We start from the raw sequence: 16,860 nt of genomic DNA, 5'->3' as shown, positions 1-16,860 counted from the left end.
GTCCCTGCGGATGATGAAGCCACGGAATTAAGCTATAATTTCAATTTCCCGCATCGCGCCTTTCCGGCGCCCGATCTCGCAATGACCAAATTTGTCTTCGTCACTGGTGGCGTTGTGTCGTCCCTTGGTAAGGGGATTGCCGCCGCCTCCCTCGCCGCTATTCTCGAATCGCGCGGCCTCAAAGTCACCATGCTCAAGCTGGACCCGTACATCAACGTGGACCCGGGCACGATGAGCCCCATGCAGCATGGTGAAGTCTTCGTTACCGACGACGGCGCCGAAACCGACCTGGACCTCGGCCACTACGAGCGCTTCATCAGCACCCGCATGCGCAAGGTGAACAATTTCACCACGGGCCAGATCTACGAATCCGTGATCCGCAAGGAGCGCCGCGGCGAATACCTGGGCAAGACGGTCCAGGTGATCCCGCACATCACGAACGAAATCCAGGACTACATCCGCCGTGGCGCGGAAGGCTACGATGTCGCGCTGTGCGAGATCGGCGGCACCGTGGGCGACATCGAATCGCTGCCGTTCCTGGAAGCGGCGCGCCAGCTGAGCCTGCGCGCCGGCCGCAAGAATTCGGCCTTCGTGCACCTGACCCTGGTGCCGTACATCGCTTCCGCCGGCGAACTGAAGACCAAGCCCACCCAGCACTCGGTGCAGAAGCTGCGCGAGATCGGCATCTCGCCGAACGCGCTGCTGTGCCGCGCCGACCGCAAGATTCCGGAAGACGAGCGCGCCAAGATCTCGCTGTTCTCGAACATCGAGGAGCGCGGCGTGATCTCCGTGTGGGACGTGGACACGATCTACAAGGTGCCGCAGATGCTGCACGACCAGGGCCTGGACGCGATCATCTGCGAGGCGCTGGACATCGACCCGGCGCCGGCCGACCTGTCGGTGTGGTCGAAGCTGATCCACACGCTGGAAAACCCGAAGCAGGAAGTGTCGATCGGCATGGTCGGCAAGTATGTGGAACTGACCGAGTCGTACAAGTCGCTGACCGAGGCGCTGCGCCACGCCGGCATCCACACCGAGAGCCGCGTGAACATCGAGTACATCGACTCGGAAGAGATCGAAGCGAAGGGCACGCAGGCGCTGTCGAAATACGACGCGATCCTGGTGCCGGGCGGTTTCGGCAAGCGCGGCGTGGAAGGCAAGATCAAGGCCGCGCAATTCGCCCGCGAGAACAAGGTGCCTTACCTGGGCATCTGCCTGGGCATGCAGGTGGCGCTGATCGAATACGCGCGCCACAAGGCGGGCCTGACCAACGCCAACTCCACCGAGTTCGAACCGCAGACGGATCAGCCGGTGGTGGCGCTGATCGACGAATGGCAGAACCAGGACGGCAAGGTCGAGAAGCGCGACATCAACTCCGACCTGGGCGGCACGATGCGCCTGGGCGCGCAGGCTTGCGCGGTGAAACCGGGCACGCTCGCGCACGACATCTACGGCGGTGTGGTCACCGAGCGCCACCGCCACCGCTATGAGGCCAACAACCATTACCTGTCGCGCGTGGAAGAAGCGGGCCTGGTGGTGGCGGCCCGCACGCCGACGGAAGACCTGTGCGAGATCATGGAACTGCCGCGCGACGTGCACCCGTGGTACATGGGCGTGCAGTACCACCCCGAGTTCAAGTCGACGCCGCGCGACGGCCACCCGCTGTTCACGTCGTTCATCAAGGCCGCGCTGGCGCACAAGTCGGCCAACGGCCAGGCTGCCAACAATGGTGTGGAACTGAAAGGAGATGCAGCATGAGTGGCAAGATGAATCTCTGTGGCTTCGAAGTCGGCCTGGACAAGCCGTTCTTCCTGATCGCCGGCACCTGCGTGATCGAGTCGCGCCAGATGGCCTTCGACGTGGCCGGCGCCATGAAGGAAATGACGGCCGAACTGGGCATCCCCTACATCTACAAGTCGTCGTTCGACAAGGCGAACCGTTCCTCCGGCACCTCGTACCGTGGTCCCGGCATGGAAAAGGGCCTGGAGATCCTGGGCGACGTGAAGCGCGAGCTGGGCGTGCCGGTGCTGACCGACGTGCACTCGATCGAGGAGATCGAGATCGTGTCGTCCGTGGTGGACGTGCTGCAGACGCCGGCCTTCCTGTGCCGCCAGACCGACTTCATCACGGCCTGTGCGCAGTCCGGCCTGCCGGTGAACATCAAGAAGGGCCAGTTCCTCGCGCCGCACGACATGAAGAACGTGATCGACAAGGCCCGTGCCGCCGCCCGCGCGAAGGGCCTGAACGAGAACAACTTCCTCGCCTGCGAACGCGGCGCCTCGTTCGGCTACAACAACCTGGTGTCCGACATGCGCTCGCTGGCGATCATGCGCGAGACCGGCGCCCCGGTAGTGTTCGACGCCACGCACTCGGTGCAGCTGCCAGGCGGGAACGGCACGTCGTCGGGCGGCATGCGCGACATGGTGCCCGTGCTGTCGCGCGCGGCCGTCGCCGTGGGCGTGGCCGGCCTGTTCATGGAAACCCACCCCACGCCGGCCACCGCGCTGTCGGACGGCCCGAACGCCGTGCCGCTGGGGCGCATGAAGGAGTTGCTGTCCACGCTGATCGAGCTCGATCGCATCACGAAGAAGGCAGGCTTCCTCGAAGACAGCTTCGAGTGATCCGTTTTTGAGCCTGCGTCTGGCTGGCCGCACGAGGACCCAACGGCAGTTTTCTGCCGTTGGGTTTTTTGTTTTTCAGTGGCCCTTTAAGAGTATCGACAGCCCCGCCGCGCTTCCCTCCGAGGCCATCCTCTGTTACGCTTGCTGCAATTTTTGCGCGTGGCTAATGTTGCAAGGCCTTTTACAAGCCAGCATGCAGCGAGCCCGGCCGCGCCGTCACCTGCTTTCCACCACCTTGGAGACTACACATGAGTGCAATCGTAGATATCATCGGCCGCGAGATCATCGACTCGCGCGGCAACCCGACCGTCGAATGCGACGTGCTGCTGGAGTCGGGCGTGATGGGCCGTGCGGCCGTGCCTTCGGGCGCGTCGACCGGTTCGCGCGAGGCGATCGAGCTGCGTGACGGCGATCCGAAGCGCTTCTTCGGCAAGGGCGTGCTGCAGGCATGCGAGAACATCAACACCGAGATCTCCGAAGCGATCATGGGCCTGGATGCCAACGAACAGGCCTTCCTGGACCGCACCCTGATCGACCTGGACGGCACCGAGAACAAGTCGCGCCTGGGCGCCAACGCGATGCTGGCCGTGTCGATGGCTGTCGCCAAGGCCGCCGCGGAAGAAGCCGGCCTGCCGCTGTACCGCTACTTCGGCGGTTCCGGTTCGATGCAGATGCCGGTGCCGATGATGAACGTGATCAATGGCGGCGCGCACGCCGACAACAACCTGGACATCCAGGAATTCATGATCATCCCGGTCGGCGCACCGACCTTCAAGGAAGCGATGCGCTACGGCGCCGAAGTGTTCCACACGCTGAAGAAGATCCTGCACAAGAAGGGCCTGACCACGGCGGTGGGCGACGAAGGCGGCTTCGCACCGTCCGTCGCGAACCATGAAGAAGCCATCAAGCTGATCATCCAGGCCATCGAGGAAGCCGGCTACGAGCCGGGCACGCAGATCGCCCTGGGCCTGGACTGCGCCGCTTCCGAGTTCTACAAGAACGGCAAGTACGAGCTGGAAGGCGAGGGCCTGTCCCTGACCGCGCAGGAATTCACGAACCTGCTGGCCACCTGGTGCGACAAGTACCCGATCATCTCGATCGAAGACGCGATGGGCGAAGGCGACTGGGAAGGCTGGGCGCTGCTGACGCAGGCACTGGGCAAGAAGGTGCAGCTGGTGGGCGACGACCTGTTCGTCACCAACACCAAGATCCTGAAGGAAGGCATCCAGAAGGGCATCGCCAACTCGATCCTGATCAAGATCAACCAGATCGGCACGCTGACCGAAACGTTCGCCGCCATCGAAATGGCCAAGCGCGCCGGCTACACCGCCGTGATCTCGCACCGCTCGGGCGAAACGGAAGATTCCACGATCGCCGACATCGCCGTGGGCCTGAACGCCTTGCAGATCAAGACCGGCTCCATGTCCCGCTCGGATCGCATGGCCAAATACAACCAGTTGCTGCGCATCGAAGAAGATCTGGGCGATATCGCTTCCTATCCGGGCCGCGATGCATTCTATAATCTCAAATAACTGCGTCTGAAGTAATCACCACTACAACCGGCCGGAACTCCCGGCCGGTTCTTTATTGTCTATGCGTCTGATCACCCTTGCCCTGGCGGCCCTGCTGCTGTTGATTCAATATCCATTATGGCTGGGGAAGGGCGGATGGCTGCGCGTGCAGGACCTGGAGCAGCAGGTGGAAGCCGCCCACGCGAAAAACGAGCAACTGCGGCAGCGCAATGCCAAGCTCGACTCCGAGGTGCGCGACCTGAAGGATGGCACCGGTGCCGTGGAAGAACGCGCGCGCTACGAGCTGTCGATGATCAAGCAGAACGAAATCTACGTGCAAATCCTGCGCAAGGGCCAGATCCCGGGCGACGGCGCCACGCCGGCCCCGCCGCCGGCCGAGGAACCCGCCAAGCCCGCCAAGCCCGCCCGCCCCTGACAACGCGCCTGTCCGCCGCGACCACCGCGACATCCTTTCCGCCGGTCGGTGGCTGGCACGTCACGCCGGTAGATCGCGGCGCTACGCAAAAACCCTCATTGGTTCATAGTCCCCAGGCAAGTATGATCGCTGCTTCAGCGTCGAAGCACCGCCCGTTGCAAGCCCATGCAAGCATTTGAAGAGTTCGAAAATGGCCAGTTTGGCTGCCTGATCAGCCAGCTACCCAAAGCGCTCTTCGCGGCGCCGGCAGGGAACCCCTGCCGCTGGACCTGACAAACACTCTGCTCAATGCGGGACGATAGTCCCGCCCTGACACGGCATGTTCGCCATGCCGTCGTTGGATAAGCAATTCCGAACACGTCAGCTCGCGTGCGCACCGCCCCCAGGGACGGTGGGCTGCCGCTTTCAATGATTCCTGGAAGGACCCATGCCATGACTCAAGAACATCGCAACACTCCCGCAGCGCCTGCCAAGGGCAAGCGCTTCTCCCGCCGCAAATTCCTCGGTGCCGCCGCCGGCACCGCGGCCGTACTGGGCGGCGCTTCCGTTGCATTCGGCGGCCAATACCGTGCCGACAAGGCGGATCGCAAGGTTGACGTGCTGCTGATCGGCGGCGGCATCATGAGCGCGACGCTCGGTGTCTATCTGTCCGAGCTGGAACCGAACTGGACGTTTGAAGTGTTCGAACGGTTGGACAAGGTCGCCGAAGAAAGCTCCAACGGCTGGAACAATGCCGGTACCGGCCACTCGGCGCTTTGCGAACTGAACTACACGCCGATGGACGACAAGGGGCAGGTGCATATCGACAAGGCGATCGACATCAACGAGAAGTTCCAGATCTCGCGGCAGTTCTGGGCGCACCAGGTGCGCAAGGGCGTGTTGGGCAATCCCCGCGAATTCATCAATTCGACGCCGCACATGAACCTGGTGTTCGGCCAGGAGAACCGCGAGTTCATGCAAAAGCGCGTCGCCGCGCTGAAGGCTTCGCCCCTGTTCGCCGGCATGGAACTGACCACCGATCCGGCCAAGATCGCCGCATGGGTGCCGATCATGATGGAAGGCCGCAAGCCGGACGAGGTGGTGACCTCCACCCGCTCGCCGCTCGGCACCGACGTCAACCTGGGGTCGATCACCCGCCAGTTCTACAAGCATCTCGGCGAGACGCGCGGCAGCCGTATCACGACCGGATACGAGGTGCGCTCCATCACCCGCAACGACGATGGTTCCTGGCGCGTGTCGGCCTTCGACGTCAACGACGATTCCAAGATCCAGACGGTCGATGCGCGGCACCTCTTCATCGGTGCCGGCGGCGCCGCGCTGCCCCTGCTGCAGCGGACCGGCATTCCGGAAGCGAAGCAGTACGCCGGCTTCCCGGTCGGCGGCGAGTTCCTCGTCACGGACAATCCGGCAATCACGTCGCGCCACCTGGCCAAGGTGTACGGCCTGGCGGATACGGGTTCGCCTCCGATGTCGGTGCCGCACCTGGATACGCGCGTGCTCGATGGTAAGACCGTGTTGCTGTTCGGGCCATTCGCTACCTGGTCCACCAAGTTCCTCAAGAACGGCTCGTACTTCGATATCGGCAAGGCCACCACGGCGTCCAACGTCCTGCCGCAACTCCAGGTAGGCGTGCATGAATTCGCGCTGGTGAAATACCTGGCGGAGCAACTGGAGCAGTCCCGGGAAGACAAGATGGCGGCGCTGCGCCGCTACATGCCCGAGGCAAAGGACGAAGACTGGCGCCTGTGGCAAGCCGGCCAGCGCGTGCAGATCATCAAGGACATTCCCGGCAAGGGCGGCCAATTGAAGCTCGGTACGGAAGTCGTGGTGTCGGCAGACCGCTCGGTATCGGCATTGCTGGGCGCGTCGCCAGGCGGCTCCACCTCGCCGGCGATCATGCTGTCGCTGCTGGAGAAAGCATTCCCGGATCGCGTGAAGACCGCCGCCTGGCAGGCAAAGATCCGTGAGATCGTGCCGTCCTACGGGAAAAAGCTCAACGAGAACGTGCAACTGCTGGCGGCGACCTGGGCGGCCACCGCGGAAACACTGCAGCTGGCGATCGCATCGCCAAGCCTGGAGGGCTTCGCTGGCGGCACGGCGCCGGTTGGTCAACCTGGGCAACTGAAGAAAGTGTCCGACATCGCGCTGTAACGCTGCCACGCTGACACCGTGCAGCAATCAAGAGAGTCCGCCTTCGGCGGACTCTCGCACAATACGCCGACGCGAGCCCGGCCGCCCGGCAGCCTGTCTCACCATGGATGAGCCCCATTTTGGCGCGTCAGCGCACCACTCCAGTGCTGATGAGCTGGCGATAACGGTGCGAAACATCTTTGTTCGCTATCGCGCACCATCAAAGCACTCCACTCCCCATAACGGCACAGTTCTTGCACTCCCTGCGTGCTTTTGCACTTTGTTAGGGAGTGGCTGTCGATGGAGTCGTTCAAGAGCGGTGCCGATGCCTTGTTTGTCCTGCTGGGAGGCATCATGGTGCTGGCGATGCATGCGGGGTTTGCGTTCCTCGAGCTGGGAACCGTGCGCAAGAAGAACCAGGTCAATGCACTGGTCAAGATACTGGTGGATTTTTCCGTGTCGACCATCGTGTACTTCGCGGTGGGCTATGGCATCGCGTACGGCGTGCACTTCTTCGGCCCCACCGATACGCTGGTTGCCAACAATGGCTACAACCTCGTCAAGTTCTTCTTCCTGCTGACGTTCGCGGCCGCCATCCCGGCCATCATTTCCGGTGGTATCGCCGAGCGCGCCAGGTTCTACCCGCAAATGATCGCCACGGCGCTGCTGGTGGGCTTCATCTATCCCTTCTTCGAAGGCATCGCCTGGAACAACCGGTTCGGCATCCAGGCCGCACTGGAATCCATGTTCGGGGCGCCGTTCCATGACTTCGCCGGCTCCGTCGTCGTGCATGCAGTGGGCGGCTGGGCCGCGCTGCCGGCCGTGCTGCTGCTGGGGGCGCGCCGCGGACGCTACGGCAAGGATGGCCGCATCGCCGCGCATCCGCCCTCGAACATTCCGTTCCTGGCGCTGGGCGCCTGGATCCTCGCGGTGGGCTGGTTCGGCTTCAACGTGATGAGCGCGCAGACGCTGGACAAGATCAATGGCCTGGTCGCCGTCAACTCGCTGATGGCCCTGGTGGGCGGCACGCTGGCCGCGCTGGTGCTGGGCAAGAACGACCCCGGCTTCGTCCATAACGGCCCGTTGGCCGGCCTGGTGGCCGTGTGCGCCGGCTCGGACCTGATGCATCCGCTCGGCGCCCTGGCCACCGGCGCGGTGGCCGGTGCCATCTTCGTGGTGATGTTCACGCTGGCGCAAAACCGCTGGAAGATCGACGACGTGCTGGGCGTATGGCCGCTGCACGGCCTGTGCGGCGCCTGGGGCGGCATCGCGGCCGGCATCTTCGGCAGCCACGCGCTGGGCGGGCTCGGCGGGGTTTCCTTCATGTCGCAACTGGCCGGCACGGTGCTGGGCATCGTCATCGCCGTCGCCGGCGGAGCGCTGGTGTACGGCGTCCTCAAGGCCACCGTCGGCCTGCGCCTCGACCCCGAACAGGAATTCGACGGCGCCGACCTCTCCATCCACAAGATCAGCGCCACCCCGGAACGCGAAACGCTGGCCGGCTGATGCCAATCTGCCACGGTACGTACAGAACATACCGAGCCGCGAGACCGGTGACAGGCACCGATTTTCCGGCAATGTTTCCGCAAAACCGGTGACAGGCTCCGCGTTCCAGGAAACATTTCCCGGAAAGGGGTGCCTGTCACCGGGTTTTTTGCAACATTTCTGTCTTGAAAATAAGAATCATTCGCATTAAGATGGTGGCCTTTGCCAGCCACCTGTTCCGATCCAGGAGCCAGCTCCCGACTGACTCTCTGACTGGAACATCATGGATGCACTTACCGCGCGCCGGCGCCTGCTGCCGGCGCTGATCATGTCCGCGCTGGCGCCGCTGGCTCATGCGCAATCTGCCGCCCCCACCACCACCACCGCCCTCGGCGAAATCACTGTCACCGCCGAGCGCGGCCAGGACAAGGCAGGAACGACGACCACCGTCACCGCTGCCGACCTCACGCGCCAGGCGGCGCAGAACATGCAGAACATCACGCGATACGCGCCGCTGATCAGCGTGCCGAATGCCGCAAGCGGCTCGGGCAGCGTGTGGGACAGCAGCGGCAACACGGGCTTCAATATCCGCGGCATCGACGGCAACCGCGTCAGCATGGACCTCGACGGCATTGCACTGCCGGATGCCGCCCCGAAGCCCGATGGTTCCACCCTGTCCAGCTTCGGCATCGGCCGCGATTATTTCGACCCCGAGACATTCCGTGAGGTGAACATCGCGTCCGGCACCACGACCACCGGTCCCGGCACGCCGGGCCTGGGCGGTGCGGTGCGCTTCGTCACCAAGTCCCCCGAGGATTACGTGAGCGCCGAGCGTCCCGTCCATGCCGACTACAAGTTCGGCTACGATGGTTCGAACCACATGCGCATGCACGCCGTCACGGGCGCCGCGCAGGCGGGCGACCTGCAGATCCTGGCGCTGTTCGTGCACCGCGAAGGCAGCGAGGTCGAGTCGGAAGGCAATGCCGTGCTGAACCCGGACGACTGGGATTCCGATGCCTTGCTGGCCAAGCTGGCATGGTCGCCGCTCGCCGGCCAAAAGGTCACCGCCACCATCGACGCCTACCAGGCCAGCCATACCCGCGAGTACATCAACAAGACCAGCGCGCTGTACCCGGAAGGCGTCGACCAGGCGTCCAGCACGCGGCGCAGCCGGTTCTCGCTGGACCACGAATTCATCGGCAAGGCTGCGCTGTTCGACAAGCTCGAATCGCGCATCTACGTTCAGAACGCCGAGGTGGACGACCACACGACCAGCCCCTACGTGTCGACTGGCCAGCGCTACTTCCGCTCGATCGAGACGGGTTACATCAACAAGAGCCGCGGCCTGGCCAGCAACGCCTTCAAGCAGCTCGGCGCGCATCGTCTCGCTTATGGCATCAGCGCCGAAGACGTCGACACGCGGCGGCCCTGGCGCGAAGACCGCACCGTGCTGGCCACCGGCGCGCACCAGATCACGAACAAGAACCGCATGGTCGACACGGACACGACGAAGCTGGCCGCCTTCGCCAGCGTCGACCTGGCACTGGCCGACGGGCTGACCCTGACCCCAGGCCTGCGCTACGACTGGCGTGAGATGGAGCCGAAGAATATCGAGCAGTACGTGGTGGCGGTGCCGGCAGCCCGCAATGAATTACGCAAGCGCAAGGACGACTACTTCACGCCGAGCCTGGAGCTGGCGTGGAAGTTCCAGCCCGAGCTGACGGCGTATGCGAAGTACACGCGCGGCACGCGGCTGCCGACGGCGGCGGAAATTTCCGGCACCTACGATTCGTTCAGCTATACCGGCAGCGGCACCGGCTACGCGGTGCTGGGTAACGCCGACCTGAAGAAGGAAACCAGCAACGCTTTCGAGCTGGGCCTGAAAGGCCAGCCTGCACGCGGCGTGACGATGCAGGCATCGGCCTTCCACACGAAGTACAGGAACTTCATCGAGTACGCGACGCAGCCGCTCGACCCCGTCAATTATCCGACCATCACGCAGGGCCTGTTCCGGCCGGAGAACGTGGGCGAGGCGAAGACGTGGGGCGCGGAATTCTCCAGCAGCCTTGCGCTGGGCGAATGGTACGCCGCGCTGGACGGCGCTAGCGTGACGCTGGCGGCGGGCGTCCAGCACAGCAAGGCACGCAATACCGAAACGGGTGCCGAAAGCGAACTGGCATCAACCCTGCCGCGCAAGATCAGCACCACCTTCGCGTGGGACGACCCGGGCAAGCGGGGTGGGGCGGCGCTGTCGATCTTCAACGTGCGCGGCAAACAGGCCGAGGCTGACGTGATCTCGAATTCGACCGGCGCGCGCTTCGCGGTGCCCGGCGCCACCGTGGCCGACCTGACGGCCTACTGGAATATCGGCAGGCACGCCACGATCACGGCCGGCATCTACAACCTGGCCGACAAAAAATACTGGGACTACGCATCGTCGCGCAGCCTCGCCGCCGGCACCACGGCCGCCACGCTGGCCGACATCGAACGCCAGGCCCGCCCGGGCCGCTACGGTGCCGTCACGCTCAAACTGATCTACTAAGGAGAAAACCATGAAGACCCGCCGCCGTACCCTTCAACTTCTGGCCCTGTCCGGCGCACTGCTGCTGGGTCACGCCCATGCGGCCACGCTGGCCGAACGCTGGACTGCGCTGCGCGCCGAACAGCCCAAGCTCGGCATCCGCGACGCCGCGAAGCAATTGAACGTCTCCGAAGCCGAGCTGCTGGCCACCGGCATCGGCACCACCGTCACGCGCTTGGCCGATACCAGTCATGCGCCGCGCGAGATCATGCGCCGCGCGCTGGACCTGGGCAAGGTGATGGCGCTAACGCGCAACGAGAATGGCGTGATCGAAGTCACCGGCGTGGCCACGCGCATCGCCAAGCAAGGTGACGAAGGCGCCAAGGATGCCGAACGGGAAGCGCGCGAACTGAACATCGCCGGCGGCTACCTGGGCGGGCCGATCGACCTGCGCTTCCACTTCGCCAAGTGGAAGCATGCGTTCGCCGTCGTGCAGCCGGGCAGGGACGGCGCCGTGTCGCGCAGCCTGCAATTCTTCGACGAGAACGGCACCGCCATCCACAAGGTGTACCTGAAGGATGACGGCAAGGTGGCCGTGTTCGACAAGCTGGTGGCCGACTTCCGCCATCCGCAGCAGGACGGCAAGCTGGCCATCGTGCCGATGGCACCGAAGGCCGCCGAGACGCCCGACGCGGCGGTGGACGTGAAGGAGTTCCAGCAGGCGTGGAAGGAGATGTCGGACGTGCACCAGTTCAATCGCATCGTCGCCGAGTTCAAGCTGTCGCGCGAACAGGCACTGCGCCTGGCGCCGGGCGGGATGGTGACGAAGGTGACCGCGCAAGCCGTGCGCCGGTTGCTGGAACAGGCCTCCGCGCAGCAGGTGCCGATCATGGCCTTCGTCGGCAATGGCGCCGTCACGCAGATCTACAGCGGCAAGGTGAACAAGGTGCAGGAATCGGCCGGCTACTTCAACGTGCTGGACCCGGACTTCAACCTGCACCTGCGCGACAAGGCGTTCAAGGCCGGCTATGTGCTGCAGCGGGCCGGCGTGACATCGGTGGAGTTCTACGACGACAAGGGCGAGCTGGTCGTCACCTTCTTCGGCGTGCGCGAGCGGGGCAAGCCGCAGCCGCAGGCGTGGCTGGACCTCGTGGCGGCGCTCCCGAAAGCATAATGACCGGCGCCCGCGGCCAATGGGCCGCGGTGTCCCGCGCGCCGATCGATACCCGTGGCCGATGCGTATCGGTGTCGGACACCATGCATGGTGTCCGACACCGGTTTTCCCCCGCGCTAGCCGCGACGGCGCCCCACCGGCATTGTTGCGGGTAAGAGGGAGCATGCACATGCGTCCCCATGCCGCTTTGGCGCTGGTTCGCGCCGCGCCGGCCGCTGCCGTCAGGGAACCAGCTTCTCCCGCTTCAGCCTTTCGAACAGTTCAAAGAACGCATCCGGCGTGCTCTGGTACTCCAGGAAGCCGGCCTTGCGGCTCTTCGTCATGTCGGTGATGACTTCCATCGGCCGGCCCAGGTCGGCGTCCGTGTGCCACCACGAGGCCAGCCGTGTCACGTCCGGCTCGGCAAGGCCGTGCTGTTGCGCGATCTCGCGCCACAGCGCCGGCGCATCCTGCATGCGCGATTCCAGCGGGCTGATTTGTTCCGGCAGCGGCGCCGCTTCGACACCGAAGTAGTCGGCCAGCTTCGGCCACAGCCACTGCCAGCGGAATACGTCCCCGTTCACCACGTTGAAGTCCTCGTTGCGGCCCGCCCCGCTGGTCGATGCCCACAGCAGGTGGCGTGCCAGCAGCCGGGCATCGGTCACGTCCGCCAGGCCTTCCCATTGCTGGTGGCTGCCGGGGAACACGAACGGCTGGCCCGTGTGCTTGCACAGCGTGGCGTACACGGCGAGCGTCTGCCCCATGTTCATCGCGTTGCCGACCGCAAAACCGACGATCGTGTGCGGCCGGTGCACGCTCCAGGTGAAGCCGAATTGCCGCGCCGCGTCGAACAGGCGGTCTTCCTGTTCATAGTAGAAGTTCGGCACGTCCTGCCGGCCCTGCTCCTCGCGGAACGGCGTGATCGGCACGGCGCCCTTGCCGTATGCATCGAACGGGCCCAGGTAGTGCTTCAAGCCCGTCACGAGCGCCACGTGGCGCACCGTGCCGGCGGGGCCCACGGCGTCCAGCACGTTCTTCACCATGGCGCCGTTGACGCGGATGTTCTCCTCTTCGTTCGCCTGCCGCGACCATGCGGTGATGAACACGTGGCTGGGATCCACCCCCGCCAATGCCTGGGCGACGTCCGGCGAGGTCAGGTCGGCGCTGATCTGCTTCACGCCGGCCACGCCGGGCGTGCGGCCGCGCGATACGCCGTGCACCTCCCAGCCTTCGGCCAGCAACCGCTCGGCCAGCGCACTGCCGACGACGCCGCTGCTGCCGATGATGAGTGCCTTGTTGCTCATGCTTTACTCCTCGTTGGACAAAGCAGGACTGTAAACAAAAACGGCGGCGCCCGCAGGAGCGGTGCGCCGCCCGCAGCTGTTGTAAAAATCTGGGGACAGTCCCCGAATTTTTACAACACTTTCTGTTGTTTTTTTTCGGGGACTGTCCCCAGGTTTTTTACAACACTCAGCCGGCCACGGCTTTCACACCCAGCGCCGGGTCGTCGGTGAAGAACCCGTCGAGCCCCAGCGCGAGGTAGCGCCGCATCTCGGCAATGGAGCCGGCTTCGTTGCGCGCGTGTTCGCCGGCGCCGTCGCGGAAGTCGGCGGCCAGGAAGCGGTTCTCGGGGCGGAAGGTCCACGTCTCCAGCCGCAGGCCCGCGGCGCGGGCGTCGCCGGCGAGCGCGGTGGGGGCATCGAGCCTGCCGTCTTTTTTCAGGGGAATCAGCGCGCGCGTCGGCGGCGAGAACACGTCGGCGTATTGCGCGATCGCGCGCAGGCCGGCCGGCGTGCACATCTCGGCATAGGTGAGCGAGCCGCCCGCAGCTGCCACGTCGCTGGGCCTGACTGGGCCGACGCCGACGAGCTGCATCAGCCGCAGGTTGACGCGCTTGCCCAGCTTTTCGCGCAGCATGCGCAGGTTGGCCACTTCGAAGGACTGGATCTCGACCGGGGCGCGGCGCGTGTATTCGTGCGCCGCGAGCGTGGCGACCAGGCGCTCTTCCAGCGGCAGGCCGAGGCTTGCGAAGTACGTGGAGTGCTTCAGCTCCGGTACCAGGCCGATCACGCGGCCGATGGTCGCCGACTGGGCGGCCACGAAGTCGATGACTTCCTCGAGCGTGACCACCTGGAATTGCCCGTCATATCGGGCGCTGCCCGGGCGCGATTCCGGGATGCGCTCGATCGCGCGCAAGGTCTTGAGCTCGGCCAGCGTGAAGTCTTCGACGAACCAGCCCTCGTGCGTGTCGCCGTCGATCGTCTTGCGCACGCGCCGGCCGGCGAACTCGCTTCGCCCGGCCACGTCGGTCGTCTCGGCCAGGAAGGCTTCGTGGCGGGCCACCAGCACGCCATCCTTCGTCGATACGAGGTCCGGCTCGATGAAATCGGCGCCGTCCGCAATGGCTTTCGCGTAGGCGGCAAGCGTATGCTCCGGCCGCAGCGCCGAGGCACCGCGGTGCGCGAACACCAGCGGCCGCGCGGCCGCCGCTTGCGCGCGCGGCAGCAGCAACGTGCCGGCCGCGGCGGCACCCAGGGCGATGAAGCCGCGGCGGGACAGGTGTCTGGTGCTCATCGGAAGTCGGCCATCAACGTGAGGAAGCCCTGGCGCGGAGCGATCGGGAAGGTATTGTACGTCTTGTCCGCCGCGCCCACGACGACGTTCAGGTCGCCCCGGCGGTCCGCCAGGTTCGTCACGTTCAGGCGGTAGCGCGCATTCTTCACCCAGCCGCCGTCCAGGAAGGGCAGCTTGCCGGAGATGCCCAGGCCCAGCAGGAAGTAGCTGCTCACCGAGAGGTCGTTCGTATAGGTCGCCTGGCGCTTGCCCACGTAGTCGCCCATCAACTGGAATTCGGTGCCACCGAGGTTCACCGAGGCGACGAACTTGTTCATCCATTCCGGGCTGCCTGGAACCTTCTTGCCGGCCGTCGGGACGAGCGTGGCGCCGTTCGAGTAATTGTCGTCGTACTTCGAGCGGTTGTACGAGATCGCGTCGTAGAACGAGAACGTGCGGCCGAAGTGGAACGTGCCGGACATGTCGATGCCGTCCGTCTTCACATTGCCCACGTTGGCCAGCACCGGATTGCCGCCGATGATCGCCGAGATCACGGGCGTGGGACTGATCGTCAGCAGGCGGTCCTTGAAGTTCACGTGGTAGACGTTGACCTGGCCGTCGAAGCCCGTCAACGGACCAGCGTTCAAGCTGCGGCTGGTGCGCAGGCCCGCTTCGAACGTGACCGAGGTTTCCGGCTTCGCCGTGGCCTTGAACAGGTCGAACGCGGACTGGCTGGCGAGACTCCATGGCGAGGCGCCACCGCCGCCGTACGTGACGAACTGGCGCATGTTTTTCTGCACGTTGACGAAGGCTTGATCGGTGCCCGTGATGTCCCAGCGCGCGCCCAGCTGCGGCAGGAACCACTTCTTCGTGTCGATATCGCCTTCCGGCAGGGCGGTGGAACCGCCGGCGATCGCGCCCAGCTTCGGCTGCACCGGCATGCGTCCCTTGGCGAACTGCAGGCTGGACTTGAAGCCGCCCTGCAGCACCAGGTCCGGGCGCACGCGCCACTCGTCCTGCAGGTGCAGCTGCACGACCTTGTTGTCGATCTCGCTGCCGTATTGCGTGATCAGCGGGTTCTCGGGGCGGTCATACGGCGAGCTGGGATTGTTCGCGTCCAGCGCATACCAGCGGCGGTAGGCCGAGGACTCGTTCTTCTCGAACCACAGGCCGCCCTGGATCGTGTGGTCGCCGATTTCGGTGCGCAGGGTCGACAGCCAGCCGGTGCGGTTGATGCGGTATTCGGTGGTGCGCGTGGCGTAGCCGGAATTGCCGAACACCCTCTTCAGGTTCTGGTTCGGGTAGTAGACGGCGAAGAGGGCGGGCAGGCCGGCCACGCCGATCGGGCCGGCGACGACGCCCACGCCGTCGTCATAGTGATAGTAGACCTGGTTCGACCACGTGGTGCTGTCATTGATGTTCCAGTCGTACTTCACATAGCCCAGGTAATCCTCGCGCTGCGCGTCGCTGTAGTAATTGCGGTAGTTGTTGCCTTCCGCTGCCGGCGTGGCGCCCGTGGGCGACAGGTAGTTCAGGGCGGCCTGGAAGTCCGGGTACAGGAAGGGGCGCGTGTATGGCTGGTACTTCTCGGTGGCCGAGTGGACCGTGCTGTCCTCGTTCGGCTCGATCTTGTCGCTGTAGTTGAAGAAAACGGTGAGGCGGCCGGTGGCGTTGTCGTTGACGAACTTGGCGTTGACCTGGTCGCCGCCCTGGCGGCCTTGGAAATCCCAGGCCCGTGCTTCGTGGTGCAGGGCGGAGACGTACAGGCTGGCGTCGCCCATTTTTCCCGAGTCGTAACGCAGGAAAGTGCGCGAGGTCTTGTGGCTGCCCACGGTCTGCTGGGCGGCGAAGTTGCGCTCGGCGAGCGGGTCCGACGAGAACATTTCGATGGTGCCGCCCAGGTTGCTGGTCGACGCGGTCGCCAGGTCGCCGGCGCCCGACGACAACACGACACCGCGCACGTTTTCCGAGATCACGGCGCGCTGCGGCGACAGGCCATTGTAGTTGCCGTATTGCTGGTCGCCCAGCGGCACGCCATCCATCGTGTAGCCCAATTGCTGGCCCGAGAAGCCGTGCACGAACAGCGACAGGTTCTGCTCGTTGTTGCCCCACGGGTCCGCGGTCTGGAAGCTCACGCCGGGCAGCGTCTGCAAGGCCTTCAGCGGGTTGGTGCCGGGGAGGATTTTCTGGATTTCATCCTGCTTCATCGCCACCGAGGAACGGGTGCGGCGCGTGGCCACTTCCACCGTCGCGATCGGCCCGGCCGCTGCCGCCGCCGCCTCGCCGCCCGCATCGGCCGCATTCGCCACTGCGCCGCTCTCCATCGCCGCCACCGCCATCGCCACCTGCTGCGCCATCGCCAGCGGCGCCAGCGCCAGGCTCGCCACCACGGCGGCCTTGATCTGATTCTTCATGTTTGCTCGTCGTCGAGTTGAAAATAAGTTGGTAAG

Annotated in this window: 11 protein-coding genes; 8 read left to right on the top strand and 3 right to left on the bottom strand. The window is 64.9% G+C overall.

Annotated features, from left to right (window positions below):
- The first annotated feature begins 81 nt into the window (after positions 1-81).
- The 8 genes from V6Z91_RS01285 to V6Z91_RS01250 all read left to right on the top strand — a co-directional run bounded on the left by V6Z91_RS01285 (position 82) and on the right by V6Z91_RS01250 (position 11,878).
- Positions 82-1,758 (top strand): CTP synthase, encoded by a 1,677-nt coding sequence (locus V6Z91_RS01285; protein WP_338765583.1) that lies wholly within the window; start codon positions 82-84, stop codon positions 1,756-1,758.
- Between the two features lie 8 nt (positions 1,759-1,766).
- Positions 1,767-2,621, top strand: coding sequence for a 3-deoxy-8-phosphooctulonate synthase (kdsA, locus tag V6Z91_RS01280; protein WP_338772140.1), 855 nt, complete (start codon positions 1,767-1,769; stop codon positions 2,619-2,621).
- A 248-nt stretch (positions 2,622-2,869) separates the two neighbouring features.
- The gene (gene eno / locus V6Z91_RS01275) at positions 2,870-4,153 is read left to right on the top strand and encodes a phosphopyruvate hydratase (protein WP_338765580.1); all 1,284 of its coding nucleotides are present in this window, start codon (positions 2,870-2,872) and stop codon (positions 4,151-4,153) included.
- Between the two features lie 61 nt (positions 4,154-4,214).
- On the top strand, positions 4,215-4,568 hold the full coding sequence (gene ftsB, locus V6Z91_RS01270) for a cell division protein FtsB (protein ID WP_338765577.1): 354 nt from the start codon (positions 4,215-4,217) through the stop codon (positions 4,566-4,568).
- A gap of 432 nt (positions 4,569-5,000) precedes the next feature.
- Positions 5,001-6,719 carry a malate dehydrogenase (quinone) gene (gene mqo, locus V6Z91_RS01265; protein WP_338765574.1) on the top strand — a complete coding sequence of 573 codons (1,719 nt, stop codon included), beginning with the start codon at positions 5,001-5,003 and terminating at the stop codon, positions 6,717-6,719.
- 279 nt (positions 6,720-6,998) lie between these two features.
- On the top strand, positions 6,999-8,204 hold the full coding sequence (locus tag V6Z91_RS01260; RefSeq protein WP_338765572.1) for an ammonium transporter: 1,206 nt from the start codon (positions 6,999-7,001) through the stop codon (positions 8,202-8,204).
- Between the two features lie 262 nt (positions 8,205-8,466).
- Entirely contained in the window at positions 8,467-10,725 is a 2,259-nt protein-coding gene (locus tag V6Z91_RS01255; RefSeq protein WP_338765570.1) for a TonB-dependent receptor, read from the top strand.
- Between the two features lie 10 nt (positions 10,726-10,735).
- Entirely contained in the window at positions 10,736-11,878 is a 1,143-nt protein-coding gene (locus V6Z91_RS01250; protein ID WP_338765568.1) for a ChuX/HutX family heme-like substrate-binding protein, read from the top strand.
- Between the two features lie 221 nt (positions 11,879-12,099).
- On the opposite strand, the gene V6Z91_RS01245 is transcribed toward V6Z91_RS01250, so the two are convergent.
- From V6Z91_RS01245 to V6Z91_RS01235, 3 genes are all read right to left on the bottom strand, one after another.
- Positions 12,100-13,161, bottom strand: a complete 1,062-nt coding sequence (locus V6Z91_RS01245; RefSeq protein WP_338765565.1) for an SDR family oxidoreductase — start codon at positions 13,159-13,161, stop codon at positions 12,100-12,102.
- A gap of 166 nt (positions 13,162-13,327) precedes the next feature.
- On the bottom strand, positions 13,328-14,431 hold the full coding sequence (locus V6Z91_RS01240) for a glycerophosphodiester phosphodiesterase (RefSeq protein ID WP_338765562.1): 1,104 nt from the start codon (positions 14,429-14,431) through the stop codon (positions 13,328-13,330).
- Positions 14,428-16,824, bottom strand: coding sequence for a TonB-dependent receptor plug domain-containing protein (locus V6Z91_RS01235; RefSeq protein ID WP_338765559.1), 2,397 nt, complete (start codon positions 16,822-16,824; stop codon positions 14,428-14,430). The genes V6Z91_RS01240 and V6Z91_RS01235 overlap by 4 nt, the downstream gene beginning before the upstream one ends.
- Positions 16,825-16,860 lie beyond the last annotated feature (36 nt).

This window comes from Massilia sp. METH4 (assembly GCF_037094685.1).
Classification (GTDB): domain Bacteria; phylum Pseudomonadota; class Gammaproteobacteria; order Burkholderiales; family Burkholderiaceae_D; genus Rugamonas.
This window is presented reverse-complemented; position numbering and strand designations above follow the sequence as displayed.